Genomic DNA, 24672 nt, shown 5'->3' with positions numbered 1-24672 from the left:
ACCTTGAGCAAGCCCGAAGCACCGCAGGACCACCAGCCGGCCGGGACTCCCCAGCGACTCTGGTCGGTGGACGAACACCTGGCGGACGTCCTCGGCACGGTCCGGCCGCTGGAGCCCATCGAGCTCCAGCTGCTGGACGCCCAGGGCTGTGTCCTCGTCGAGGACGTCACCGTGCCCGTCGCCCTGCCGCCCTTCGACAACAGCTCGATGGACGGCTATGCCGTCCGGACCGCCGATGTCCAGGGTGCCAGCGAGGAGTTCCCGGCGGTGCTGACGGTCATCGGGGACGTGGCGGCCGGCGACGGCGAGCTGCCGACCGTGGGCCCCGGCCAGGCCGCCCGCATCATGACCGGCGCCCCGCTGCCCCCCGGCGCGGAAGCCGTCGTACCGGTCGAGTGGACCGACGGCGGCACGGGCGGCGGCGCCGCCACGGGAATGACCCCCGCCAGCGAGTCGCCCGAGGGCGCCGCCGGCGAGGTACGGGTCCACCGCCCCGCCGAGGCGCGGGCGCACGTCCGCGCACGCGGCAGCGACGTACAGGCCGGGGACCTCGCGCTCGCCGCGGGCACCGTCCTCGGGCCGCCGCAGATCGCACTGCTGGCGGCCATCGGGCGCGGCACCGTACGGGTGCGCCCGCGCCCGCGCGTGGTCGTCCTGTCCACCGGCAGCGAACTGGTCCAGCCCGGCGAGGCCCTGACGGCCGGCACGATCTACGACTCCAACAGCTTCGCCCTGGCCGCCGCCGCACGGGACGCCGGGGCCATCGCCTACCGGGTCGGAGCCGTCGCCGACGACGCCGACACCCTGCGCTCCACCATCGAGGACCAGCTCATCCGGGCCGACCTGCTGGTCACCACGGGCGGGGTCAGCGTCGGCGCGTACGACGTGGTCAAGGAGGCCCTCACGGACCTCTCCACGGGCGACGACGACGTGGACGGCGCCGGGATCGACTTCCGCAAGCTCGCCATGCAGCCCGGCAAGCCCCAGGGCTTCGGCACCATCGGCCCCGACCACACCCCGCTGCTGGCCCTGCCCGGCAACCCGGTCTCCTCCTACGTCTCCTTCGAGCTGTTCGTGCGCCCCGCGATCCGCGCCCTCATGGGCCTGCCCGCCTCGGAGGTCAGCCGGCCGAGCGTGCGCGCGGTGCTCGAGGCCGACAAGGCGATCGGCTCCCCGGCGGGCCGCCGGCAGTTCCTGCGCGGCAAGTACGACGCGGAGTCCGGCACGGTCAGCCCGGTCGGCGGATCGGGCTCGCACCTGATCGCCGCGCTGGCGCACGCCGACTCGCTGATGGTCGTACCGGAGGACGTGACCTCGGTGGAGCCCGGGGCCGAGCTGGAAGTGGTCCTGCTCGGCTGAGGTCCGGCGGATGCGGGTAGCGTGTTGCACCACACAGGCCCTTGCGGGGCCCGGACGGGAGCGGCACGCAGATATGAGTACGCAGAGCAGCGCCGGCGGCGCCGCCGGCACCAGGCTGACGCACATCGACGAGGCCGGCGCGGCCCGGATGGTCGACGTCTCGGCGAAGGACGTCACCACCCGGACGGCGCGGGCCAGCGGCCGCGTGCTCGTCTCCCCCCGGGTCATCGAACTGCTGCGGGGCGAGGGCGTGCCCAAGGGCGATGCCCTCGCCACCGCGCGGATCGCCGGGATCATGGGGGCGAAGAAGACCCCCGACCTGATCCCGCTGTGCCACCCGCTGGCCGTCTCCGGGGTGAAGGTGGACCTGAAGGTCACCGACGACGCCGTCGAGATCCTCGCCACCGTCAAGACCACCGACCGTACGGGCGTCGAGATGGAGGCGCTGACCGCCGTCGCGGTCGCCGGGCTCACCGTCATCGACATGGTCAAGGCCGTCGACAAGGGCGCGGTCATCACCGACGTGCGGGTCGAGGAGAAGACGGGCGGCAAGTCCGGCGACTGGGCGCGCTCGTGAACGCCCCCCGCGGCGGCGAGGTCCACAGCCACGCCCACGCCCAGGAGGCGGAGCCGGCGACGCCCGGAGCCCCCTCGCTGCGCGCGCTGGTGGTCACGGCTTCGAACCGGGCCTCGCAGGGCGTGTACGCGGACAAGGGCGGCCCGGTGCTCGCCGAGGGCCTGCGCGCGCTCGGCTTCGCGGTGGACGGCCCGCGCGTGGTCCCCGACGGGGACCCCGTGGAGGCGGCCCTGCGCGAGGGCGTGGCCGCCGCGTACGACGTCATCCTGACCACCGGCGGCACCGGCATCTCGCCGACCGACCGGACCCCCGACGCCACCGCCCGGGTACTGGACTACGAGATCCCGGGCATCCCGCAGGCGATTCGCGCCGAGTCCCTGGCGAAGGTGCCCACCGCGGCCCTGTCCCGGGGGCTGGCGGGCGTGGCCGGGCGCACCCTGATCGTGAACCTGCCCGGTTCCACGGGCGGCGTCCGCGACGGGATCGCGGTCCTGTCCCGCGTCCTGCTGCACGCCGTCGACCAGATCCGCGGCGGCGACCACCCTCGCCCCGGGGGCAGACCGCCGGGGAGCCCGAGCTGAACGGCCCCTCCTGGCCGGTGGTGCTGGCGGACGGCGATGTCTCGCTCCGGCCGATAAAGCTGCGGGACCAGGCCGCCTGGCGCGAGGTCAACCGCCGCAACCGCGACTGGCTCCGGCCGTGGGAGGCGACGATCCCGCCGCCCGCGCCCTGGGGGCCGGTGATCCAGCGGCCGACGTACCGCCAGATGGTGCGCCACCTGCGGGCGGAGGCGAACGCGGGGCGCATGCTGCCCTTCGTCATCGAGTACCAGGGCCGCCTGGTGGGCCAGCTGACGGTCGCCGGGATCACCTGGGGCTCGATGTGCGCGGGCCACGTCGGCTACTGGGTGGACCGGGACGTGGCGGGCCGCGGCGTGATGCCGACGGCGGTCGCGCTGGCGGTGGACCACTGCTTCGCCAAGGTCGGGCTGCACCGCATCGAGGTCTGCATCCGGCCGGAGAACGGTCCGAGCCGTCGGGTGGTGGAGAAGCTCGGCTTCCGCGAGGAGGGACTGCGCCCGCGGTACCTGCACATCGACGGGGCCTGGCGCGACCACCTCGTGTACGCGCTGACGGCGGAGGAAGTGCGCGAGGGGCTGCTGCGCCGCTGGCACCGCGAACGTCATCCGCACGGTCCCGCCACGCCGCCCGGACAATAGAAATCCGATATCTGTTCGAATTCTTTCGCTCAATGACCGATTCGCCCATAACCTGATCCGAAGAATCACAAAAAAAGTCCGTGATATCAGCGAGATCGTGCGACACGCCGTCCCAATTGGCGGATCCGCCCGGCCGCGCCCCTCTACGGTGTGGGGTGTGAGCAGCAGCGGCCTCATCTACGCAGTCATTGTCGGGGCCTGGGCCGCCTACTTGGTGCCCATGTGGCTCCGGAGGCAGGACGAGCTGAACGAAGCTCGTCCGACGGAACGCTTCTCCACCGCCATCCGGCTGCTTTCCGGCCGGGCGGGAATGGAGCGCCGTTACGCCAAGGGCCTGCGTGAGCGCGGTGACGAGGAGGCGCAGCCCCAGCCCCCCGCGGACCCGGACGCCGCGACGGAAACGGTGAAACCCGTGGACGTCGCCGACGCCCGGGCCGTCGTCGTGCCCCCGCCGACCCGTGCCGAGCCGAGATCGGCCGCCTCCGAGCGGGCCGACCGCGTGGAGCGGGCCCGCCGCGAGCAGCGCCTGGTCGTCCTGGCACGCCGCCGGCGCACCACCGCGCTGCTCTTCCTGATCTTCACCCTCGGCGCGGTCGCCGCCGCCGTCGGCGGACTCCAGTACCTGTGGGCGCCGGCCGTCCCCGCCCTGCTGCTGAGCACGTACATCGTGCACCTGCGGGTCCAGGAGCGGCGCCGCTACGAGTTCACCATGGACCGGCGGCGCGCCGAGGCGGCCGCCCGCCACCTGCGCGAGAACCGCCCGCGGCGCCGCCACTCCGAAGATGCCGCCGCGGCGGGCTCCGACCCGGACCCCGCGCCACCCGTCTCCCCGCAGGAGGCCGGCCGGCGCGCCCTGGTCGAACAGACCGACCACGCGGAGTGGGTGGACCAGCAGCGCGAACGCGAGCGCGGACCCGCCCGCGGTGACAGCTGGGAGCCCGTCCCGGTGCCGCTGCCGACGTACGTGACGGCCCCGGTCGCCCCGCGCGCCACCGGCCCGGCCACCCCGGACCCCTGGAGCGCGACCCGCTCCAGCACGGCCGAGCCGACCGAACCCCGCCTGCGCGCCCAGCCGTCGCCCCCGTCGCCGCGGACCCGCCCGCGCGACGCGGCCCGTACGCCGCTCTTCGACCAGTACGAGGGCGACGAGCGCCCGCGCGCCGCGAACGAGTGATCGATGACCTGCGCGGACGCTCCCCGAATCCGGTTTTGGAGCACCCGCGAGGGGATGCTAATGTTTCACACGTCGCAAGGGCCTGTGGCGCAGTCTGGTAGCGCACCTCGTTCGCATCGAGGGGGTCTGGGGTTCAAATCCCCACAGGTCCACAAACGACAGTTCACGGGTTGCTCCCGAGAACGTCACGAGATCCCGTCCGGTCGGAAGACCGGGCGGGATCTTTTGCGTTCGGGTCAGGAATCGCTGCCGGAGCCGCCGCCGCCGAAGCCGCTGAAGTCGCCACCGCTGCCGCAGCTTCCGCTGCCGTCGCGGTCTAGGGCCGGAGGGCGGCGTTTGAGGCGGTCCAGGACCGTCGGGGTGCGGGTGCCGGTGATCAGGCCGCGCAGGAGGCGGTCCTCGATGGCGGACGGGCCCTGGAAGACGTGGGCCGGGTGCGTGCCCGCAGACTCGGCCTTCGCGAGCAGTCGGCGGCCGGCGCGGGTGGGGCGGTGGCCGAAGCGGGCGAGGAGGCCGAGGGTGTGGAGCCGGTGTCCGATCTCCGCGGTTTCCGGGGCCTCGCGCACGACCGCGATCGCGTCCGCGACGCCGCGTCCGCGCGAGCAGAACGCCGTGAGCACCGCTTCGACCGGGTGAGGGGCGGGCGGGGTGGGCGAGGTCGCGCGGACGCGGGGGCCGGTGATGGTCAGCGCGCCGAGGTCGCGCAGGGCGATCAGGGCGGTTTCGGCGACGCGTTGGGGGCCGCCGGCCAGGTGGGCCAGTTCGTAGACGCTCGGATCGGTGTGCACGGTCCCCCCGCTGGGTCGTGGTGACGTCCTCGGCCCAGTGTGGGCGCGGTGGCCGGGGGGGCGACCCCGGCGGTGGGGAGTTCAGAGGCCGATCTGAGGTTCGGGGGAGGGCCCGGGCCGGCTACGCCGGGTTCAGCCGCTTCGTCATGCAGCGGCTGGAGTCGTGGAAGCGGTAGTGACCGAATTTGGCGTCCGTCAGGGTGTAGCCCTCGGAGAGGTAGAGGGCGATGGCCTCGGGCTGCTGGTCGCCGGTTTCCAGGGCCATCCGCACGCGGCCGGCCACGCGGGCGTCCGCCTCGAGGGCGGCGAGGATGCGGCGGGCCAGGCCCAGGCCGCGGGCCTCGGGGACCACGTACATGCGCTTCAGCTCGGCGTCGCCGTCCGCGTAGCCCTCGTCGTTCGCCTCGTGGCTGCGCCAGCCGCCGCTGGCGACCGGGGTGCCCGAAGCGTCGTAGGCGAGGAGGTAGAGGCCCTTCGGCGGGTCGAACATCGCCGGGTCGAGGAAGGTTTCGTCGCCCTCGCCCTCGTAGCGCTCCTGGTATTCGATCTGTACTTGGTCATTGAGCTTGACCGCGTCCGGGTGGTCGTACGACACGGCGCGGAGCTGGATCTCCTGAGACATCCGAACAGCGTACGGAACGCTCCGGCTATCGTGCAGGGATGTTCTCTGTGACCTCTGTGAATGTGAACGGAATCCGCGCCGCCGCCAAGAAGGGGTTCTCCCCGTGGCTCGCCGGGTCCGATGCCGACGTCGTCTGCCTGCAGGAAGTGCGGGCCGAGGAGGGGCAGATTCCGGACGAGGTGCGGGCGCCCGAGGGGTGGCACACCGTGTTCGCGCCGGCCGCCGCCAAGGGGCGGGCCGGGGTCGCGGTGTACACGCGGCGGGAGCCGGAGCGGGTGCAGGTCGGATTCGGGAGCGAAGAGTTCGACAGTAGTGGGCGGTACCTGGAGGTCGACCTGCCCGGTGTGACCGTCGCCAGCCTCTACCTGCCCTCCGGGGAGGCCGGGACCGAGAAGCAGGACGAGAAGTACCGGTTCATGGGGGAGTTCCTCACCTACCTGCAGGCGCTCAAGGTGCGGGCGGCCGAGGACGGGCGGGAGGTCGTCGTGTGCGGTGACTGGAACATCTGCCACCAGGAAGCCGACCTGAAGAACTGGAAGACCAACCGGAAGAACGCCGGCTTCCTCCCCGAGGAGCGCGAGTGGCTCGGGCAGGTCTACGGCACCGCCGGGTACGTGGACGTGGTGCGGAGCCTGCACCCGGACACCGAGGGGCCCTACTCCTGGTGGTCCTACCGCGGGCGGGCCTTCGACAACGACGCCGGCTGGCGGATCGATCTGCAGGTGGCGACGCCGGGGCTGGCCGCGAAGGCCGTCAAGGCGTTCGTGGAGCGGGCCGAGACGCATCCCGAGCGGTGGTCCGACCATGCGCCCGTGACCGTGGTCTACGAGCTCGGCGTCTGAGGCGACGAGGGCGGCGAGGGCAGCGAGGGGCTCGGCGCCGGCGGGCGGAGGCGGTCCATGGACATCGTGAGTTCCGCCTCGACCACGCTCTTGGCCAGGGGGCGCAGGCGCGGGACCGCTTCCTCCGAGATGTGCGTGGAGATGAGCTCGGTGAACAGGGCCGCCATCGCGTCCGTGTGCTCGCGGACCCGGCGGCCCGCCTCCAGGACGGCCGCGAGCGGTACGCCCTCGCGGACCAGCGCCGAGGAGACGTCCAGGAGCCGGCGGCTGACGTGCACGATCTCCTCGCCGTCGGTGGCCAGGTAGCCGAGGTCGAGGGAGGTCGCCAGGTTCTCCGGGGTGACCTCGCCCTCGAAGTAGTCGGCGAGGGCCTCGGGCGTCAGGCGGACCGGGGTCTCCTCGGACCAGCCGATGCCGAGCAGCTCACCCAGCTGGCCGACGTCGCGGCCGTTTTCGAAGGCGACGGTCAGCTCGGCTATCCCGCCGAGGGTGTGGCCGCGCTCCAGCAGGGCGGCGATGGTGCGCAGCCGGGCCAGGTGGTGGTCGTCGTACCAGGCGATGCGGCCCTCGCGGCGGGGCGGCGGCAGGAGCTTGCGCTCACGGTAGAAGCGCAGGGTGCGTACGGGTATGCCGGCGGCCTCGGCCAGCTCTTCCGTGCGGTATTCGCGCACTGTGGTCCTTGCTTCTGTCGCGGAGGTGGCTTCGATCGGGGTGCACGGCGTCCTGTGTCGCATTGTGCGGCACGTGGGAAGCCTAGGGCGTACTCCCGGTAACTTTCCCGGCGCGACCCCTACCCATGAGTACGGGGCTGCTCTACTCTCCCGATTGTGCCAGTGATTGCTGGCAGCATCTGAATGGGCGTTGGCATCGGCATCCGAAGGTGGCTGGCATGGGCGGTGGCATGGACGGGCGCGAGCAGGAACGCGAACACGTACGCGTGGCGGTGATCGGGTCCGGGTTCGGCGGGCTGGGCGCCGCGGTGCGGCTGCGGCGCGAGGGGATCACGGACTTCGTCGTGCTGGAGCGCGCGGACTCCGTCGGCGGCACCTGGCGGGACAACAACTACCCCGGGTGCGCCTGCGACGTGCCCTCCCACCTGTACTCCTTCTCCTTCGCACCGAATCCCGACTGGCCCCGCACCTTCTCGGGGCAGCCCGCGATCAGGGAGTACCTGGAGCACGTGGCCGACACCTTCGGGCTGCGCCGCCACATCCGGCTGAACCACGAGGTCCGGATGATGCGCTGGGACGCGGACGCGATGCGGTGGGAGATAGAGACCTCGGGCGGGGACCTCACCGCCGACGTGGTCGTCTCCGCCACCGGGCCGCTGTCGGACCCGAAGATGCCGGAGATACCCGGACTGGCCGGCTTCCCGGGCAAGGTCTTCCACTCCGCCCGCTGGGACCACGACTACGACCTGCGCGGCAAGCGCGTCGCCATGATCGGTACGGGCGCCTCCGCCATCCAGATCGTGCCCGCCATCGCGCCCGAGGTGGAGCGGCTCACCCTCTTCCAGCGCACCCCGCCGTGGGTGATGCCGCGCACCGACCGGGCGATCACCTCCGTGGAGCGCTGGCTGCACCGCCAGCTCCCCTTCACCCGGGCGGCCCGCCGCGGGCTGCTGTGGGGGATACGGGAACTCCAGGTCAGTGCCTTCACCAAGAGGCCCAACCAGCTCGGGCTGATCGAATCGCTCGCCAAGGCGAACATGGGCCGCTCGATCAAGGACCCGGAGCTGCGGGCCAAGCTGACGCCCTCGTACCGCATCGGCTGCAAGCGGATCCTGCTGTCGAGCGAGTACTACCCGGCGCTCGCCCGGCCCAACGTGGACCTCGTCGCCTCCGGGCTGAAGGAGATCCGGGGCTCGGTGCTGGTCGCGGCCGACGGGACCGAGACCGAGGTCGACGCGATCGTCTTCGGCACCGGCTTCCACGTGACGGACATGCCGATCGCGGACCGGGTGGTGGGCGTGGACGGCAAGACCCTCGCGGAGGTCTGGAAGGACGGGATGCAGTCGCTGCGCGGGGCCACCGCGGCGGGCTTTCCGAACTGGATGACGATCATCGGGCCGAACACCGGGCTCGGGAACAGCTCGATGATCCTGATGATCGAATCGCAGCTGAACTACATGGCGGACTACATGCGCCAGCTGGCCCTCCTCGGTGGAAGCAGTCTGGGCGGGAAGGTGGCCCTCGCCGCGCGGCCGTCCGCGATCAACGCCTGGAACCGGCAGGTCCAGGCCCGCATGGAGCGGACCGTGTGGAACACCGGCGGCTGCACCAGCTGGTACCTGGACGCGCAGGGCCGCAACACCACGGTCTGGCCGGGCACCACCGGGGAGTTCCGCCGGGAGACGCTGGGTGTGGACCTGCGCGAGTACGAGGTCGTACGGGGCCGCGAGCGCGAGCGGGTCCCGGTGGCCGGTGCGGCCGGTGCGGCCGGTGCGGCCGAAGCGGCGCCGGAGGGGGCCGCGTGAGCCGCCTGACGCACGTGACCGCGGGGCCCTACGCCCCGCCGGCCGCGCGCCGGGAGCTGGTCGTCACCTCCGCCGACGGTTCGCGCCTGCACGTCGAGGTGCACGGCGAGGACGGGGCTCCGGCCATCGTGCTCGCGCACGGCTGGACCTGTTCCACCGCCTTCTGGGCCGCGCAGGTACGGGCCCTGTCCACCGGGCACCGGGTCATCGCCTACGACCAGCGGGGTCACGGCCGCAGCCCGGCCGGCGTCCGCTCCGGTTACGGCACCGCCGCCCTCGCCGACGACCTGGTCGCCGTCCTGGAGGCCACCCTCGCCCCCGGCGAGAAGGCCGTCGTCGCGGGCCACTCCATGGGCGGGATGACGGTCATGGCCGCCGCCGCCCGGCCGGAGTTCGCCGAGCACGCCGCGGCCGCGCTGCTGTGCAGCACCGGCAGTGCCCGGCTGGTCGAGGAGGCGCAGGTCCTGCCGTGGCGCGCCGGCCGCGCGAGGACCCGTATCACCGGGGCGGTCCTCGGATCCCGGGCTCCGCTCGGGCCCGTCACGCCCGTCGCCCGCAAGGTGCTCAGGTACGCCACGATGGGCCCCGGCTCCGCGCCGGACAAGGTCGAGGCCTGCGCGCGCATCGTCCACGCGTGCCCCACTCCGGTGCGGCACGCCTGGTCAGGGGTGCTGGCCACCCTGGACCTGGACGCTCAACTCGCCTCGCTCACCGTGCCCACCGCCGTCCTCGGCGGCAAGAGCGACCGGCTGACCCCGATCGTGCACGCCCGGGGGCTGGCGGCCGCGCTGCCGAACTGCGTGGGGCTCACCGAACTGACCGGGGTGGGGCACATGAGCCCGATCGAGGCCCCGGAGGCCGTCACCGCCGCGGTGCGCGAGCTCGCCGAGGTGTACCTCGCCGCGGACGTCGCCGACACCGCCGCCGCCCCGAACTCCCCGCACCACAAGCCCGCCAAGGAGAAGACGCCGTGAGCGCTCGCAGGAGTCTGGAAGGCCAGGTCGCCGTCGTCACGGGGGCCGCGCGCGGGGTCGGTGAACTGCTCGCCCGCAAACTGTCCGCACGCGGCGCGAAGGTCGCCCTCGTGGGCCTGGAGCCCGAGGCGCTCAAGGAGGTCTCCGAGCGGCTGCACACCGACAGCGACCACTGGTACGCCGACGTCACCGACCACGAGGCCATGGCCCGGGTCGCGCAGGAGGTCAAGCAGCGCTTCGGCAAGGTGGACATAGTCGTCGCCAACGCCGGCGTCGCCTCCGGCGGGCCCTTCGTGGACTCCGACCCCGACGCCTGGCGCCGGGTCATCGAGGTCAACCTCATCGGCGGCGCCGTCACCGCCCGCGCCTTCCTGCCCGTGCTGATGGAGAGCCGCGGCTACTTCCTGCAGATCGCCTCCCTCGCGGCGATCACCCCGGCGCCGATGATGACCGCCTACTGCGCCTCCAAGTCCGGGGTCGAGGCCTTCGCGCACTGCCTGAGCGCCGAGGTCGGCTACAAGGGGGTCAAGGTGGGCGTCGGCTACCTGTCCTGGACCGACACCGACATGGTGCGCGGCGCCGACCAGGACGAGGTGATGCGCGAACTGCGCCAGCGGCTGCCGTGGCCGTCGAACCGGACCTACCCGCTGGGGCCGGCCGTCGACCGGATCGTGGCGGGCATCGAGCGCCGCTCGGCGCACGTCTACGCGCAGTGGTGGCTGCGCGGCATGCAGGGGATCCGCGGGTACCTGCCCGCGGTCATCTCGTCAGTCGGACAGCGCGAGATGAAGCGGTTCGAACCGCGACTGGCCAGTGTTTCCAAGGGGCTTGTGGGAGCCGGCGGGGCCGCGGACGAGCAGGAGCGCAGTCCGAGCCGCTGACCGGAATGCGAGTGATGTCCACCTGGGTGAGACTGGTCGGGTTCCCCTTACCGAACACCGCTACAGGAGTGAGGACACATGGGCATCAGGGACCAGTTCCAGGACAAGGCCAAGGAACTCGCGGAGAAGGCGAAGGCCTCCGGCAAGCAGGACGAGGTCTCCGAGCGCGCCTCGCAGGCCGCCGACCAGGCCAAGGACAAGGCCCGCGACACCTTCGACGAGAATTTCGACAAGTAGCGGAATCCGTATAACGCACTGAGGGGTGCGACCCGCCGTTCCCGGGTCGCACCCCTTTCGCATGCCCTACGGTCGCCCGCCCCGCGCAGTCACCCCCGCCCGGTCACTCCCGCGGCGGCAGCTTCGGCCGGCGCCGGTCCGGTACGTCCGTGTAGCCGGGCGGTACCGCCGCCGGGTCCTGTTCCAGCAGCTCCAGTGCCAGGTGCACGGCGTCGTCGAGCTGCGCGTGCCGGCCCTCCGCCCAGTCGAGCGGGGTGCGCAGGATGGGGAGGTCGGGCTCCACGCCCTGGTTCTCCACGGACCAGCCGTACTCGGGGAACCAGGCCGCGTTCATCGGCACCGTGATCACCGTGCCGTCGCCGAGGGTGTGCCGGCCGGTCATGCCGACCACCCCGCCCCAGGTGCGCTGGCCGACGACCGGGCCGAGCCCCAGCAGCTTGAAGGCGGCCGTGATCATGTCCCCGTCGGAGGAGGTCGCCTCGTCGGCCAGGGCCACGATCGGGCCCCGGGGCGCGTTGGAGGCGTAGGAGACGGGCTGCGCGTTGCGGGTGAGGTCCCAGCCGAGGATCGAGCGGGTGAGCTTCTCCACCACGAGCTCGCTGATGTGCCCGCCGGCGTTGCCGCGCACGTCCACGAGCAGGGCCGGCTTGGACATCTCGGCGCGCAGGTCGCGGTTGAACTGCGCCCAGCCCGAGCCGCCCATGTCGGGGATGTGCAGGTAGCCGCAGCGGCCTTCGCTGACCTCCTTGACCACCTCGCGGCGTTTGGCCACCCAGTCCTGGTAGCGCAGCGGGCGGTCGTCGATCAGCGGGACGACCGCCACGCGGCGGGCGCGGCCCTGTCCCTCGGCGGGTTCGAAGGTGAGCTCCACGGTGGTGCCGCCGGCCGCCGACAGCAGCGGGTACGGCCCGGTGATTGGGTCCACCGGCCGGCCGTCCACGTGGGTGAGGACCGCGCCCTCGCGGATGCCGGTGCCCGCGAGCGGGGAGCGGGCCTTGGAGTCGGAGGATTCGCCGGGCAGGATCCGGCCGACGACCCAGGCCCCGTCGCGGGGGAAGAGGTTGGCGCCGAGCAGGCCGATGGCCCGCTGGTAGTGCGGGGGCCCTTCGTTGCGGCGGGCCGGTGACACGTAGGCGTGCGAGGTGCCGAGCTCGCCGAGGACCTCGCGCATCAGGTCGGCGAACTCGTCGGGGGAGGCGACCCGTTCGACGAGGGAGCGGTACTGGCGCAGCACTCCGTCCCAGTCGATGCCGCACATCCCGGGCTCCCAGAAGTAGGCGCGGATGAGCCGCCCCGCCTCCTCGTAGGCCTGGCGCCACTCGGCCGCCGGGTCCACCTCGTGCAGGATGCGCCGCAGGTCCAGGTAGACGGTGGAGTCGCTGTCGCCCGACTCGGTGGCCGGGACCGCGCGCAGGTCGCCGTCCTCGTTGACCACGAGCCGGGTGCCGTCGCCGCTGACCGCGAACCAGTCCAGCCCGGAGGCCAGCTCCGTCTTGCGGGCCTTCGTGAGGTCGAAGTACTCCAGCGTCGGCTTGCCGCTGACGTCGGCCGGGTTGGCGAAGGTCTCGCCGAGCGCGCCCGAGATCGGCCAGCGCAGCCACACCAGCCCGCCGCCGTGCACCGGGTACAGGGCGGAGTACTTGGAGGCCGACACCGGGAAGGGCGTCACCCGGCTCTCCAGGCCCTCCACCTCCACGGTGACCGCTCCGTCGCCGGACTCCGAGTCCCCCTCGACCGGGTCGAGGCCGCCCGCCGCCGGGCGCCCGTCGGGGGAGAAGGCGAAGGGGGAGGGGGTGGCCGAGGACAGCGGCACCAGGTACGGGCGGCAGCCCAGCGGGAAGGACAGGTCGCCGGTGTGGACGTCGTAGACGGGGTCGAAACCGCGCCAGGACAGGAAGGCGAGGTAGCGCCCGTCCCGGGTGAAGACCGGATTCTCGTCCTCGAAGCGGCCGTTGGTGACGTCCACGATCGTGTGCGCGCCGGGCCCGGAGATCCGGGCCATCTTGATCTGGCGCAGCGAGCGGCCGATGCCCGGGTGCGACCAGGTCAGCCAGTCGCCGTCGGGGGAGAAGGCGAGGTCGGTGACGGGCCCGTTCTCGGACCGGATCAGTTCGCTGGCTTCCCCGTTGGACTCCTCGGTAGCGTCGATCAGCAGCAGCCGCCCGTCGTTGGAGGCGATCGCGAGCCGTTCCCCGTCCGGATCGGAGAGCAGTTCCAGTACGCGGCCCAGCGCGCCCGAGGCGAGCCGGCGCGGCTCGCGGTCGCCCGAGGCGCGCGGGAGGTAGGCGATCTCGATCGCGTCCTCGCCCTCCGCGTCGGTCACGTACGCCACCTGCCCGCCGCTGCCGAGCATCTCGGGCAGGCGGACCCGTACGCCCGGGGTGTCGGCGATGGTGCGGGCGGGCCCGTCGCGGTGCGTGAGCCAGTACAGGCTGCCGCGCACGACGACGGCGCTGGCCCGCCCGGTGGTGTCGACGGAGAGGGAGTCGACGTGGCTGGCGGCCGGGACCTGGTAGGTGCGGCGGCCCGCGCGGGGGCCGCCGAGGCGGACTTCCAGCTTGCGCGGGGCGGCGCCCGGAGCCAGCGACTCGACGATCCACAGGTCGCCGGCGCACTGGTAGACGATCCGGGAGCCGTCGCTGGAGGCGTGCCGGGCGTAGAACTCCTCGTGGTCGGTGTGCCGGCGCAGGTCCGTGCCGTCGGGCAGGCAGGAGTAGACGTTGCCGATGCCCTCGTGGTCGGAGAGGAAGGCGATCCGGCCGTCCACGAACATCGGCGAGTCCAGGTGGCCTTCGATGCCCTCCAGCAGCCGCTCGCCGTGCAGCCACAGCCGGCCGGTGGCGCCGCCGCGGTAGCGCTTCCACGCGGCGGGCTCGTGCGGGGGCTTGCCCGTCAGCAGCAGGGTGCGCCGCTCGCCGGGCTCCTCACCCTCGGAGGCCTCCTCGTGGACGGCGATGTCGGAGACGGGCCCCCAGGGGAGCCGGCCGCCGGGGCTGCCGTCGGTGGGCAGGGTGTACGCCCATGCGAAGTAGGAGAAGGGCTGGCCGTGCGAGGAGACGGCCAGGATGTCGCTGCGGCCGTCCTTGTCGGGCGGGGTCCAGCCGCAGACCCGGGTGTCGGTGGAGCCCCAGTAGCTGAGGCGGCGCGCCGGGCCGCCCGCGACGGGGGCGAGGTGGATCTCGGGGTCGAGGCTGCGCCAGGTGGTGAAGGCGATGTGCTTGCCGTCGGGGGAGAACCGGGGGTGGCCCACCCGGGTCCGGTCGACGGTGATCCGCCAGGCCCGGCCGGCGGGCTCTCCGGGAGGAACCAGGGGCGCCACCCAGAGATCGTCCTCGGTGGCGAAGCACAGCAGATCGTCGTGGAGATGGGGGAACCGGAGGTACACCGCGTCGTGACTCACCCCCCAATGCTTTCCGCGCGGAGGGGGGCTGGCAACTCGTACAGGTGATCCATGGGGCTTCCCGCGGGGGCGGCGGCCGATGGTCGCCACGTGACCGACACCACTCGCCCAGCGAAACGGAACGGTTTCGTTTCGTTGGGTGGGCGGGGTATGGTCTATCCGTACGAAACGGTTTCGTTCGGTTGGGCAAGGTCGGGAGGAGACGCCGAGATGGTCGAAGAGGTCATGTCGCGTCGAAGCCGGATCACCCCCGAACGGGAAGCCGAACTCCACGGGGCGGTCCTGGACCTCCTGCGCGAAGTCGGCTACGAGGCGCTGACCATGGACGCGGTCGCCGCCCGTACGAAGTCCAGCAAGGCCACCCTCTACCGCCAGTGGGGGAGCAAGCCCGAGCTCGTCGCGAAGGCCCTGCGCTGCACCCAGCCGGTCTCCCTCCGGGAGATCGACACGGGCAGCATCCGCGGGGACTTCGGGGTCATGATCGAGAACTCCGACGACGCCCAGATGGCGAAGGACACCGCGCTGATGCGGGGCCTGACCCACGCGGTGCACGAGAGCCCCGAGCTCCACAAGGCGCTGCGGGACCTGCTGGTCGATCCGGAGATCAACGGTCTGCAAGAGATGCTGCAAAGGGCGGTGGACCGGGGCGAGATCGCTCCGGACTGTCCGGCCCTGGCCTTCGTGCCGCACATGCTCATCGGGGCGTTCATCGCCCTTCCGCTCATCGAGGACCGGTCCGTCGACCGGACCTTCCTCGGTGACTTCATCGACGCCGTGGTCTTCCCCGCCCTCGGCGTCTGATCCTGCCCGGCTGCTCACCCGGCAGCCGCCCGCACGCGCTGTCCCCGCGCTCGAATCCTGCCTCTCCTGACACGCCGCTCTCGTCGTCGGAACGGCATTCCATGCCCTGATCCATCCCACGACCCGAACGGGAGAACCACCGACGTGGCCACCTTCCTCTACCGACTCGGCAGGGGCGCCTTCCGGCGCCGCCGATTCGTCGCCCTCGTCTGGGTGGCGCTGCTGTTCGTCGCCGGTTTCGGCGCGGCAACCGCGTCCACACCCACCTCAGGCTCGTTCTCCATACCCGGCACGGAGGCCCAGAAGGCCTTCGACCTGCTGGACCAGCGCTTCCCGGGGATGGCCGCCGACGGCGCCACCGCCCGCATCGTGATCAAGACCCCGGCCGGCGAGAAGGTCGACTCCGCGGCGGTCAAGCCCCAGGTCGAGAAGATCGTCAGCGAGCTGAAGGACGGTCCGGGCAAGGACCAGATCTCCTCGGTCACCAGCCCGTACGAGGCCAAGGCCATCAGCCAGGACGGCTCCACCGCCTATGTGAGCGTCAAGTACAAGGTCAGCGGCATGGAGCTGACGGACGCCACCCGCGAGGCCCTCACGGAATCCGCCACGGCCGCCAAGGCCGACGGCCTGAACGTGCAGATCGGCGGCGACGCCCTGCAGGCCGCCCCCGAGACGGGCTCCGGCGAGATCATCGGCATCGCGATCGCCGCGATCGTCCTCGTCATCACCTTCGGCTCGCTCATCGCCGCGGGACTGCCGCTGCTGACCGCGCTGATCGGCGTGGGCATCGGCATCTCCTCCATCACCGCGCTGGCCAACGTGCTGGACCTCGGGTCCACCACCTCCACCCTCGCGATGATGATCGGCCTCGCGGTCGGCATCGACTACGCCCTCTTCATCGTCTCCCGCTACCGCGCGGAGCTCGCCGAGGGCCGTGAGCGCGACGAGGCCGCCGGACGGGCCGTCGGAACCGCCGGTTCCGCCGTGGTGTTCGCCGGTCTGACCGTGGTCATCGCCCTCGTGGGCCTGGCCGTCGTCAACATCCCGATGCTCAGCAAGATGGGCTTCGCCGCTGCCGGCACCGTGGTCCTCGCGGTCCTCGTCGCCCTGACGCTGGTCCCGGCCATGCTCGGATTCGCCGGCAAGAAGGTGCTGCCCGCCGGTACGAAGTCCCGCTTCCTCGGCAAGGGCAAGGCGGCCGCCGAAGGCGCCGAGCCCAAGCCCAACGGCGGCACCCGCTGGGCCCGCTTCATCCTGCGCCGCCCCGTCATGGTGCTGCTCGCGGGCGTGATCGGCCTCGGCATCATCGCGATCCCGGCCAGCAAGCTGGAGATGGGCCTGCCGGACGACGGCGCCCAGCCGGTGTCCACCACCCAGCGCCAGGCGTACGACATGCTCTCCGAGGGCTTCGGTCCCGGCTTCAACGGCCCGCTGATGGTCGTCGTGGACGGGGACAAGGCGCTCGCCGACCAGACGGTCGAGCGGATCAAGGGCCTGGACGGCGTGGCCGCGGTCATGCCGGCCACCCAGAACGAGGCCAAGGACGCCGCCGTCATCACGGTCGTCCCGAAGGACCGCCCGTCCTCCGTGGAGACCGAGAACCTGGTCCACGAGATCCGCGAGGGCAGCGACAGCGGCAAGGTGTTCGTCACCGGCGCGACCGCGATGAACATCGACTTCTCGCAGAAGATGAACGACGCCCTGCTGCCCTACCTGGCACTCGTCGTCGGCCTCGCCTTCCTGCTGCTGATGCTCGTCTTCCGCTCGATCCTGGTCCCGCTCAAGGCGGCGCTCGGCTTCCTGCTCTCGGTGGTCGCCGCCCTCGGCGCCGTCGTGGCGGTCTTCCAGTGGGGCTGGCTCGGCTCGCTCTTCGGGGTGGAGCAGACCGGTCCGATCATGTCGATGATGCCGATCTTCATGGTCGGCGTGGTCTTCGGTCTGGCCATGGACTACGAGGTCTTCCTGGTCACCCGCATGCGCGAGGCGTACGTCCACGGGGAGCGGCCGGGCCAGGCCGTCGTCACCGGGTTCCAGTACAGCGCCCGGGTGGTCGTGGCCGCGGCGGTCATCATGATCGCGGTGTTCTCCGGCTTCATGGGCGCCAGCGACCAGATGGTGAAGATGATCGGCTTCGGCCTGGCCATCGCCGTCTTCTTCGACGCCTTCGTCGTCCGCATGACCATCGTCCCGGCCGTCCTCGCACTGCTCGGCCACAAGGCCTGGTGGCTGCCGAAGTGGCTCGACCGGATCCTGCCGAACGTGGACGTGGAGGGCGAGAGCCTGCGCAAGCACCTCGGTGAGTCCTCGGACGGCTCCGGTCCCGACAAGGACCGCGAGCTGGCCAACGCCTGACCCCTTCGGTCACCGGCGGGCAAGCACGCAGAACGGCCCCGCACCGAAAGGTGCGGGGCCGTTCCGCGTGACCGGGCGGTCCGGATCCGGCGGGCCCGGCTGGGCCTAACGGGTGGCGGCGGGCGCGGGGGCGTACGTACGGCGCAGGAAGCGGCGCAGCGCGGCGATGTCGAACTGCACCACCGCGACGCCCTCCGGGGAGTGGAACTCGACGACGGCCTGGACGCGTCCGCAGGGCCAGACGCGTACGTCGCCGGTCCCGGTCGGGGCCTGGAGGCCGGCTTCCAGGAGGGCGCGGGGGAAGACCCACTCGTTGTCGGTGCCCTCGGGGGAGAGGTCGGCGGGGAAGACGATCCGTACGGCCAGGGGCTCGTCGGGGACGAAGCGCAGGGCGACCGGAATGGCCCGGTAGAGCGGATCGTCGGTGATCACTCGGGCGCGGACACGTTCTTCGATGAAGGGGGCCTCGATGAAGGGGGCCTCGACGAAGGCGGCCCCGAGGGGGGCCGTGGTGGTCGCGGCCCGGGTCGCGGTGGCACCTGCGGATGGATTCTCGGCGGCGGCTGACATCGACAAGACTCCTCGAATCGGAACATTTGCGTCCGTATTGACCCCAGCCTCGCACATTCCCACGAATCCGCGCGGAGCTATTTGTGACGCCACCGCTCTTGCCAACTGTTCGCAAGAAGGCCCTATTCTTGAACGGTTAAAGACTTTGTCAGCTCAACGGACCGCTCGCCGGACCGCAGAAGCGGAGCAGAACCATGCATGTGCCCGACGGCTTCATCGATGCCCCCGTCTCCATTGCCGCAGGTGTCGCCGCCGCCGGAGCCGTGGCGGTCAGCCTCCGTGGCGCCCGCCGGGAGCTCGACGAGCGCACCGCGCCGCTCGCCGGCCTCGTCGCCGCATTCATCTTCGCCGTACAGATGCTCAACTTCCCCGTCGCGGCCGGAACAAGCGGCCACCTTCTGGGAGGCGCGCTCGCGGCGATCCTCGTCGGCCCCTACACGGGCGTGCTGTGCGTGTCCGTGGTCCTGCTCATGCAGGGCCTCCTGTTCGCCGACGGCGGCCTGACCGCCCTCGGCGTCAACATCGTCACCATGGGCGTCGTCACCGTGGTCGTCGCCTACGCCGTCTTCCGCGGGCTGGTCAAGCTGCTGCCCGACGGCCGCCGCTCGGTCACCGTCGCCGCCTTCGCCGGAGCCCTGCTGTCCGTGCCCGCCGCGGCCGCCTTCTTCACCCTCCTCTTCGCCCTCGGCGGCACCACCGACGTCCCGCTGGCCAAGGTGTTCGGGGCCATGGTCGGAGTCCACGTCCTCATCGGCATCGGCGAGGCCGTCATCACCGCCGCCACCGTCGGCGCCGTGATCGCCGTCCGCCCCGACCTCGTCCACGGCGCCCGCGGCCTGTCCACCCCGCTGAAGCTGCGCGTCGGCGGCGAACTGGTCGACGCCCCCGCCGCCCCGGCCGCCGTGCCCGCCGCCGCCCGCTCCACGAAGCCCGTCTGGATCACCGGCCTGGTCGCCGCGCTGGCCCTGGCCGGCTTCGTCTCCTTCTACGCCTCCTCCAGCCCCGACGGACTGGAGAAGGTCGCCGCCGACAACGGCATCGACCAGAAGGTCACCGAGCACGCGGCCGCCGACTCCCCGCTCGCCGACTACGGCGTCAAGGACGTCTCCGACGCCCGCCTCTCCGGCGGCCTCGCCGGCATCATCGGCGTGGGCGCGACCGTCCTGGTCGGCACCGGCGTGTTCTGGACCGTCCGCCGCCGCCGCGCCACCGACCTGACGGCCGCCTCCACGGCCGTACCGGCCGCCTGACATGGGCGCGGGCCACGCCCACAAGCTCTACCGGCCCGGGAACTCCCTGGTCCACGACCTGCCGCCGCACTGCAAACTCGCCGCGACCTTCGGCTTCGTGATCGTCGTCGTGTCCACACCGCGCGAGGCGGTCTGGGCCTTCGGCCTGTACGCCCTGCTCATCGCGGCGGCCGCGGCCGTGGCCCGGATCCCGGCCGGCTTCCTGCTGCGCCGGCTCCTGATCGAGGTGCCCTTCGTCGCCTTCGCCGTCCTGATGCCCTTCGTGGCCCAGGGCGAGCGGGTGGAGGTCCTCGGCATGTCGCTCAGCGTCTCCGGCCTCTGGGGCGCCTGGAATGTGCTGGCCAAGGGCACCCTCGGCGTGGCCGCGTCCGTACTCCTGGCCTCCACCACCGAGCTGCGGGCCCTGCTGCTGGGCCTCCAGCGGCTCAAGCTGCCGCCGCTGCTCGTCCAGATCGCCTCCTTCATGATCCGCTACGGGGACGTCATCAGCGACGAGCTGCGCCGGATGTCCATCGCCCGGCGCTCCCGCGGCTTCGAGGCGCGCGGGATCCGGCACTGGGGGGTCCTCGCGAAGACCGCCGGAGCCCTGTTCATCCGCTCCTACGAGCGCGGCGAGCGGGTCTACCTCGCGATGGTCAGCCGCGGCTACGCCGGCTCCATGCCGGTGATCGACGAGGTGACGGCCACCCGCACGCAGTGGGCGTACGCGGCCGCGCTCCCGGTGACGGCGCTCGCCGTCTGTCTGATGGGATGGACCTTGTGAACGCCGAGAACGCCGAGAACGCATCCACCCCGCCCTCGCTGGAAGTCTCCGGACTCGCCTACGCCTACCCCGACGGCCACCAGGCCCTCTTCGGGGTCGATCTCACCGTCGGGCACGGGGAGCGGGTGGCGCTGCTCGGGCCCAACGGCGCCGGCAAGACCACGCTGGTGCTGCACCTCAACGGCATCCTGACCGGCGGCGTCGGCTCCGTGAACGTGGCCGGGCTGCCCGTGGAGAAGCGGAACTTCGCCGAGATCCGCCGCCGGGTCGGCATCGTCTTCCAGGACCCCGACGACCAGCTGTTCATGCCGACCGTCCGGGAGGACGTGGCCTTCGGCCCGGCCGCCGCCGGACTGCGCGGCGCCGAGCTGGAGGAGCGGGTGCGGGCCGCCCTGGAGCAGGTCGGGATGGCCGCCTTCGCGGACCGGCCCCCGCACCACCTCTCCTTCGGGCAGCGCCGCCGGGTCGCGGTGGCGACCGTACTGGCCATGCGGCCCGAGATCCTCGTCCTGGACGAGCCGTCCTCCAACCTGGACCCGGCCTCGCGCCGCGAGCTCGCCGACATCCTGCGCTCGCTGGACGTCACCGTGCTGATGGTCACGCACGACCTGCCCTACGCGCTGGAGCTCTGCCCGCGCTCGGTGATCCTCAGCGAGGGGACCATCGTGGCGGACGGCAGGACCCAGGACGTGCTGTGCGACGAGGAGCTGATGCGGGCGCACCGCCTGGAGCTGCCCTTCGGCTTCGATCCGCGCTCAGTATCGGTGGGATGAGCACAGCGGTGGGATGAGCACAGTGGTGGCATAAGCGCCGGTCGGAGGTTGTTGCACACCCCGTGGACATCAAGGGTGTGGTGGCGGAGGGCTTCGAGCCCGTCAGGGACGCGTTCGTACGCAACTTCCAGGTGCTCGGGGACCGGGGCGCGGCCGTGGCCGTGTACCGGGACGGGCGCAAGGTCGTGGACCTCTGGGCCGGCACCAAGGATGCGAACGGCGCGGAGCCGTGGGCCGAGGACACCGCGCAGATCGTCCGCTCCGCGACCAAGGGCGTGGCCGCCGCCGTACCGCTGCTGCTCCAGCAGCGCGGACTGCTGGACCTGGACGCGCCGGTGAGCTCCTACTGGCCGGAGTTCAAGGCGGGCGGCAAGGAGCGGACCCGGGTCCGCGACCTGCTCGCGCACCGCGCGGGAGTCCCGGCCCTGGACCGCGGGCTGACGGTGGCCGAGGCCGCGGACGGGGTCTCCGGAGCGCGTGCGGTCGCCGCCCAGCAGGCCTTCTGGGAGCCCGGCACCGAGCACGGCTACCACGCGCAGACCTTCAGCTGGCTGCTGTCCGAGCTCGTGCTGCGGGCGACCGGCCGCACGCTGGGGGGCATCCTGGCCGAGGAGATCGCGGAGCCGCTGGGCCTGGACTTCTGGATCGGCCTGCCGGAGTCCGAGGAGCACCGGGTGGGCCGGGTGGCGCCGGTCGATCCGCCGGAGAGCGCGGGCACGCTCAGGACCCGGCCGAAGCGAAACGTCTCCGCGGCCTACGCCGATCCGGACTCCCTCACCCGCCGCGCCTTCGCCGCCATCGACCCGCTGCCCGACGAGAACGACCCCGCCTACCGCGCGGCCGAGCTGCCGGCCTCCGCGGGCATCGGCACGGCCCGCGCCCTGGCCCGCTTCTACGCGGCCACCATCGGCGTGGTGGAGGACGGCGCGCGGATCTTCACCCCGGCCACCACCGCGCTGGCCGGCAAGGAGTTCTCCTCGGGCCCCGACCGCGTGCTGGTGGTCAACACCCGCTTCGGCCCCGGCTACATGCTGCACGGCCCGGCCTCCCCGCTGCTGTCCCCGGCCTCCTTCGGGCACCCGGGCCGCGGCGGCTCGCTGGCCTTCGCCGACCCGGAGGCGGGCATCGGCTTCGGCTACGTCACCAACGCCCACGCCAAGTCGGTCACCGCCGACCCGCGCGCCCAGGCTCTGGTCCGGGCGCTGCGCTCGGTGCTCCAGGGGGCCCGTGAAACGGCGTCGCACGGGCGGGGCGGGGAGCGCTAGCGTGCCGTCATGACGACCACCACGCATCCCCTCTTCGCCGAAGCCCTCGCCGCACTGGGCCTGGAGCCGGACGTACGGAGCTTCCCCGACGGGACCCGGACCGCCGCCGACGCGGCCGCCGCGATCGGCTGCGAGCTCAGCCAGATCGTGAAGTCGCTGATCTTCGCGGCCGACGGGGTGCCCGTACTGGTCCTCATGGACGGGGCCTCCCGGGTGGACGTGGAGGCGGTGCGCCGCGAGCTCGGGGCGGGCGCCGTGACCCGGGCGGACGCGGCCCTGGTCCGGGAGACCACGGGCTACGCCATCGGCGGGGTCCCGCCCTTCGGGCACCGCACGCGCACCCGGGTCCTCGCGGACCGCTCCCTGCTCGCCCACGACGTGGTCTGGGCGGCCGCGGGGACCCCGCACACGGTGTTCCCGATGGACCCGCGCGAGCTGATCCGGCACGCGGGGGCCGCGCTGGCCGACGTACGGGAGGGCTGACCGGGGCGGTCGCTCGACGGGCCGCGGTCTGCCCGCGGTCTGCCCGCGGTCTGCCCGCGGTCAGCCCGCGGTCAGCCCGCGTTCAGGACGGCCGCCACGATCGGGCCCGCCGCGTCGCCGCCGTGGCCGCCGCCCTCGACCATGGCCGCGGCCGCGACGTCCCCGCTGAAGCCGGTGAACCAGCTGTCCGGGTTCTGCGCCCCGTCGACCTCCGCCGAGCCGGTCTTCGCGCCCTTGTCGGAGCCGCCGACCGCGGACATCGCACCCTGGGCCGTGCCCGAGGCGGCCGTCAGCTTCATCATCCGTACCAGCTGCGCCGCCACCGAGGGCTTCATCTTCCGGCCGGCCTTCGCGATCTCGCGGCCGTCCAGCGAGGCCTTGACGACCACCGGCTGGCGGAACACCCCGGTCCGGGCGGTGGCCGTGATCGAGGCCATCGTCAGCGGGTTCATCGTGATCTGGCCCTGGCCGATGTACGCGGCGGCCGCCGCCGGCCCGGTCGCGTCCGGCACCTTCCCGTCGACGGTGGGCACGCCGACCTTCCACTCGACGCCCTCGCCGACGCCGAAGACCTCACGGGCCTCCTTCGGGAGCGCGTCGTCGTCGTCGACCGGCTTGATCTGCTTGATGAAGGCGGTGTTGCAGGACCGGGCGAAGCTCGTCGCGAAGGTCTCGCCGTCGAGCTTGAAGCCCTTCAGGTTCGTGAAGGTCTTGCCTCCCCACGTCACCTCGGCCGGGCATTCGGCGACCTTGTTCGCCGCCACCAGACCCCGGTCGAGCAGCATCGCGCCGGTCACGATCTTCATCGTGGAGCCGGGCGCGCGGGCTCCGCTGATGGAGGCGGGGAAGCCGTCCCCGCGGTGGTCGGCGATGGCCAGGACGTTGCCGGTGCTCGGCTGGACCGCGACCACCGAGGCCTGCGGGAACTTCAGGACCGCCTTCTCGGCGGCCGCCTGGACGTCCGCGTCCAGGACGGTCTGGATCTCCCCCGCCTTCCCCTCGACCAGCGTCAGCAGGGTCCGCCGGGGTGCCTCCTGGGCCACCGGCTCGATCCACAGCTCGGCGCCGGCCTTGCCGCCCTGCCGCTCCCCGTACGTCTTGCGCAGGCTGTCGAGCACCGGGCGCAGCGAGGGGTACTTCTCGGCCGTCAGCTCCCTGCCCTTGCGGTCGACGGCCTTGACCGGCGGGTTGGCCGGGGTGCCGCCGCGCAGCTTCTCGCCCTTCCGGAGCTCCGGGTGGAGCACCGAGGGCTGCCAGTCGACGAGCGGCAGCCCGGTGGTGTTGCCGCGGACCACGGTCAGCTGGGATGCGTAGGCGAGGGGCTTGGTGACCCCCTCGTAGGTGACCTCCGCGGCGACGGAGTACGCCACCGTGGCCCCGGTCTGGGTGCCGGGGGTGATCGCGACCTTGGACACGTAGGCCTTGGTGGCGAAATCGCCGAGGGCGCCCTGGGCCTCCGCCGGGTTGTTCGTCAGATCGGCGCCGGCCCGGGCGTCCCCGGCCGCCAACGCCGCGAAGAACGCCTTGGCGGTCGCCGCGGCGTCCTTGTCGCTGACCGGCCCGCTGCCCTTGCCGGGCACCGCCGGTCGGGTCGCGCCGGTGCTCCGGGCGTCGTCCCCGCCGGTGTCCCCCACCAGCGCGTACACCCCGTATCCCGCTCCGCCCACCATCGCGAGGAACACCCCGCCGATGATGGCCCCCTTTGCCGCCCCGTTCATTTCCTGTCCCCGTCCCCATGGTCCGCGGCCCCCGTCAATGAACACTGAACGCGTTCAAGGAGCCCGTGGAACAGACCATACGTCGAAGAGATGGGCGATTCCGGGGTTGTTACCGGAGTTTGACCAGGCTCACACAGGCCCCCCTTCA

The 24672-nt window shown here is 72.5% G+C and carries 22 protein-coding genes, 1 tRNA gene and 1 pseudogene; 18 read left to right on the top strand and 6 right to left on the bottom strand.

Going from position 1 to position 24672, the window contains the following annotated elements; translation table 11 throughout:
* Positions 1-3 precede the first annotated feature (3 nt).
* From glp to ACODT5_RS33780, 6 genes are all read left to right on the top strand, one after another.
* On the top strand, positions 4-1359 hold the full coding sequence (gene glp / locus ACODT5_RS33805) for a molybdotransferase-like divisome protein Glp (protein ID WP_422522889.1): 1356 nt from the start codon (positions 4-6) through the stop codon (positions 1357-1359).
* A 73-nt stretch (positions 1360-1432) separates the two neighbouring features.
* Positions 1433-1936, top strand: a complete 504-nt coding sequence (gene moaC / locus ACODT5_RS33800) for a cyclic pyranopterin monophosphate synthase MoaC (RefSeq protein WP_243335354.1) — start codon at positions 1433-1435, stop codon at positions 1934-1936.
* Positions 1937-2013: 77 nt separating this feature from the next.
* A complete protein-coding gene (locus ACODT5_RS33795) occupies positions 2014-2517 on the top strand; it encodes a MogA/MoaB family molybdenum cofactor biosynthesis protein (RefSeq protein WP_422525122.1) in 504 nt (167 codons plus the stop codon).
* Positions 2518-2534: 17 nt separating this feature from the next.
* A complete protein-coding gene (locus ACODT5_RS33790) occupies positions 2535-3155 on the top strand; it encodes a GNAT family N-acetyltransferase (protein WP_422522888.1) in 621 nt (206 codons plus the stop codon).
* 157 nt (positions 3156-3312) lie between these two features.
* Positions 3313-4329 carry a divisome protein SepX/GlpR gene (gene sepX, locus ACODT5_RS33785; protein ID WP_422522887.1) on the top strand — a complete coding sequence of 339 codons (1017 nt, stop codon included), beginning with the start codon at positions 3313-3315 and terminating at the stop codon, positions 4327-4329.
* Positions 4330-4407: 78 nt separating this feature from the next.
* Positions 4408-4481 (top strand) — tRNA-Ala (locus ACODT5_RS33780).
* 84 nt (positions 4482-4565) lie between these two features.
* Here ACODT5_RS33780 and ACODT5_RS33775 read toward each other — a convergent pair.
* Positions 4566-5147: pseudogene (locus tag ACODT5_RS33775) on the bottom strand (TIGR04222 domain-containing membrane protein); the annotation flags it as partial.
* Positions 5148-5238: 91 nt separating this feature from the next.
* The gene (locus tag ACODT5_RS33770) at positions 5239-5739 is read right to left on the bottom strand and encodes a GNAT family N-acetyltransferase (protein WP_422522886.1); all 501 of its coding nucleotides are present in this window, start codon (positions 5737-5739) and stop codon (positions 5239-5241) included.
* A 38-nt stretch (positions 5740-5777) separates the two neighbouring features.
* Between ACODT5_RS33770 and ACODT5_RS33765 the strand changes: the two genes are divergently transcribed.
* Positions 5778-6581, top strand: coding sequence for an exodeoxyribonuclease III (locus tag ACODT5_RS33765; protein WP_422522885.1), 804 nt, complete (start codon positions 5778-5780; stop codon positions 6579-6581).
* Here ACODT5_RS33765 and ACODT5_RS33760 read toward each other — a convergent pair.
* The gene (locus ACODT5_RS33760; protein WP_422522884.1) at positions 6563-7315 is read right to left on the bottom strand and encodes a MerR family transcriptional regulator; all 753 of its coding nucleotides are present in this window, start codon (positions 7313-7315) and stop codon (positions 6563-6565) included. The two genes, ACODT5_RS33765 and ACODT5_RS33760, sit on opposite strands and share 19 nt — an antisense overlap.
* Positions 7316-7470: 155 nt before the next feature.
* Here ACODT5_RS33760 and ACODT5_RS33755 point away from each other — a divergent pair, with 155 nt between their 5' ends.
* From ACODT5_RS33755 to ACODT5_RS33740, 4 genes are all read left to right on the top strand, one after another.
* Positions 7471-9057 carry a flavin-containing monooxygenase gene (locus tag ACODT5_RS33755; RefSeq protein WP_422522883.1) on the top strand — a complete coding sequence of 529 codons (1587 nt, stop codon included), beginning with the start codon at positions 7471-7473 and terminating at the stop codon, positions 9055-9057.
* A complete protein-coding gene (locus ACODT5_RS33750; RefSeq protein WP_422522882.1) occupies positions 9054-10031 on the top strand; it encodes an alpha/beta fold hydrolase in 978 nt (325 codons plus the stop codon). Before ACODT5_RS33755 ends, ACODT5_RS33750 begins: the two co-directional genes overlap by 4 nt.
* Positions 10028-10912 carry an SDR family oxidoreductase gene (locus ACODT5_RS33745; protein WP_385377840.1) on the top strand — a complete coding sequence of 295 codons (885 nt, stop codon included), beginning with the start codon at positions 10028-10030 and terminating at the stop codon, positions 10910-10912. Before ACODT5_RS33750 ends, ACODT5_RS33745 begins: the two co-directional genes overlap by 4 nt.
* 78 nt (positions 10913-10990) lie before the next feature.
* Entirely contained in the window at positions 10991-11149 is a 159-nt protein-coding gene (locus ACODT5_RS33740) for a hypothetical protein (RefSeq protein WP_422522881.1), read from the top strand.
* Between the two features lie 103 nt (positions 11150-11252).
* On the opposite strand, the gene ACODT5_RS33735 is transcribed toward ACODT5_RS33740, so the two are convergent.
* Positions 11253-14549 (bottom strand): S41 family peptidase, encoded by a 3297-nt coding sequence (locus ACODT5_RS33735; protein ID WP_422522880.1) that lies wholly within the window; start codon positions 14547-14549, stop codon positions 11253-11255.
* A gap of 210 nt (positions 14550-14759) precedes the next feature.
* Here ACODT5_RS33735 and ACODT5_RS33730 point away from each other — a divergent pair, with 210 nt between their 5' ends.
* On the top strand, positions 14760-15350 hold the full coding sequence (locus ACODT5_RS33730; protein WP_274553102.1) for a TetR/AcrR family transcriptional regulator: 591 nt from the start codon (positions 14760-14762) through the stop codon (positions 15348-15350).
* Positions 15351-15494: 144 nt separating this feature from the next.
* Positions 15495-17702, top strand: coding sequence for an MMPL family transporter (locus tag ACODT5_RS33725; RefSeq protein ID WP_422522879.1), 2208 nt, complete (start codon positions 15495-15497; stop codon positions 17700-17702).
* Positions 17703-17807: 105 nt separating this feature from the next.
* Here ACODT5_RS33725 and ACODT5_RS33720 read toward each other — a convergent pair whose 3' ends face one another.
* Complete coding sequence (locus ACODT5_RS33720) at positions 17808-18272, bottom strand: SsgA family sporulation/cell division regulator (RefSeq protein WP_422522878.1); 465 nt, start codon at positions 18270-18272, stop codon at positions 17808-17810.
* Positions 18273-18466: 194 nt separating this feature from the next.
* On the opposite strand from ACODT5_RS33720, the gene ACODT5_RS33715 reads away from it, so the two are divergent.
* The 5 genes from ACODT5_RS33715 to ACODT5_RS33695 all read left to right on the top strand — a co-directional run bounded on the left by ACODT5_RS33715 (position 18467) and on the right by ACODT5_RS33695 (position 22806).
* On the top strand, positions 18467-19522 hold the full coding sequence (locus ACODT5_RS33715) for an energy-coupling factor ABC transporter permease (protein ID WP_422522877.1): 1056 nt from the start codon (positions 18467-18469) through the stop codon (positions 19520-19522).
* Position 19523: 1 nt separating this feature from the next.
* Complete coding sequence (gene cbiQ, locus ACODT5_RS33710) at positions 19524-20285, top strand: cobalt ECF transporter T component CbiQ (protein ID WP_422522876.1); 762 nt, start codon at positions 19524-19526, stop codon at positions 20283-20285.
* Positions 20273-21058: an energy-coupling factor ABC transporter ATP-binding protein gene (locus ACODT5_RS33705; RefSeq protein WP_422522875.1), complete on the top strand. Its 786-nt coding sequence runs from the start codon at positions 20273-20275 to the stop codon at positions 21056-21058. Before cbiQ ends, ACODT5_RS33705 begins: the two co-directional genes overlap by 13 nt.
* Before the next feature lie 62 nt (positions 21059-21120).
* On the top strand, positions 21121-22323 hold the full coding sequence (locus ACODT5_RS33700; protein ID WP_422522874.1) for a serine hydrolase domain-containing protein: 1203 nt from the start codon (positions 21121-21123) through the stop codon (positions 22321-22323).
* 9 nt (positions 22324-22332) lie between these two features.
* Entirely contained in the window at positions 22333-22806 is a 474-nt protein-coding gene (locus ACODT5_RS33695) for a YbaK/EbsC family protein (protein WP_422522873.1), read from the top strand.
* Between the two features lie 71 nt (positions 22807-22877).
* Here the strand turns inward: ACODT5_RS33695 and ACODT5_RS33690 are convergent, their stop codons facing one another.
* A complete protein-coding gene (locus ACODT5_RS33690; protein ID WP_422522872.1) occupies positions 22878-24524 on the bottom strand; it encodes a penicillin-binding transpeptidase domain-containing protein in 1647 nt (548 codons plus the stop codon).
* Positions 24525-24672 lie beyond the last annotated feature (148 nt).

The organism is Streptomyces tatrensis (assembly GCF_049310065.1).
In the GTDB taxonomy this organism is placed as follows: domain Bacteria; phylum Actinomycetota; class Actinomycetes; order Streptomycetales; family Streptomycetaceae; genus Streptomyces.
The sequence above is the reverse complement of the archived record's forward strand: the minus strand, read 5'-3'. Positions and strand labels throughout refer to the sequence as shown.

Coding starts and splice junctions, on each gene's coding strand:
- moaC (WP_243335354.1), top strand. CDS start 1,433: ATGAGTACGCAGAGCAGCGCCGGCGGCGCCGCCGGCACCAGGCTGACG.
- ACODT5_RS33770 (WP_422522886.1), bottom strand. CDS start 5,739: ATGTCTCAGGAGATCCAGCTCCGCGCCGTGTCGTACGACCACCCGGAC.
- ACODT5_RS33765 (WP_422522885.1), top strand. CDS start 5,778: ATGTTCTCTGTGACCTCTGTGAATGTGAACGGAATCCGCGCCGCCGCC.
- ACODT5_RS33760 (WP_422522884.1), bottom strand. CDS start 7,315: ATGCGACACAGGACGCCGTGCACCCCGATCGAAGCCACCTCCGCGACA.
- ACODT5_RS33755 (WP_422522883.1), top strand. CDS start 7,471: ATGGGCGGTGGCATGGACGGGCGCGAGCAGGAACGCGAACACGTACGC.
- ACODT5_RS33740 (WP_422522881.1), top strand. CDS start 10,991: ATGGGCATCAGGGACCAGTTCCAGGACAAGGCCAAGGAACTCGCGGAG.
- ACODT5_RS33730 (WP_274553102.1), top strand. CDS start 14,760: ATGGTCGAAGAGGTCATGTCGCGTCGAAGCCGGATCACCCCCGAACGG.
- ACODT5_RS33720 (WP_422522878.1), bottom strand. CDS start 18,272: ATGTCAGCCGCCGCCGAGAATCCATCCGCAGGTGCCACCGCGACCCGG.
- ACODT5_RS33715 (WP_422522877.1), top strand. CDS start 18,467: ATGCATGTGCCCGACGGCTTCATCGATGCCCCCGTCTCCATTGCCGCA.
- cbiQ (WP_422522876.1), top strand. CDS start 19,524: ATGGGCGCGGGCCACGCCCACAAGCTCTACCGGCCCGGGAACTCCCTG.
- ACODT5_RS33705 (WP_422522875.1), top strand. CDS start 20,273: ATGGACCTTGTGAACGCCGAGAACGCCGAGAACGCATCCACCCCGCCC.
- ACODT5_RS33695 (WP_422522873.1), top strand. CDS start 22,333: ATGACGACCACCACGCATCCCCTCTTCGCCGAAGCCCTCGCCGCACTG.
- ACODT5_RS33690 (WP_422522872.1), bottom strand. CDS start 24,524: ATGAACGGGGCGGCAAAGGGGGCCATCATCGGCGGGGTGTTCCTCGCG.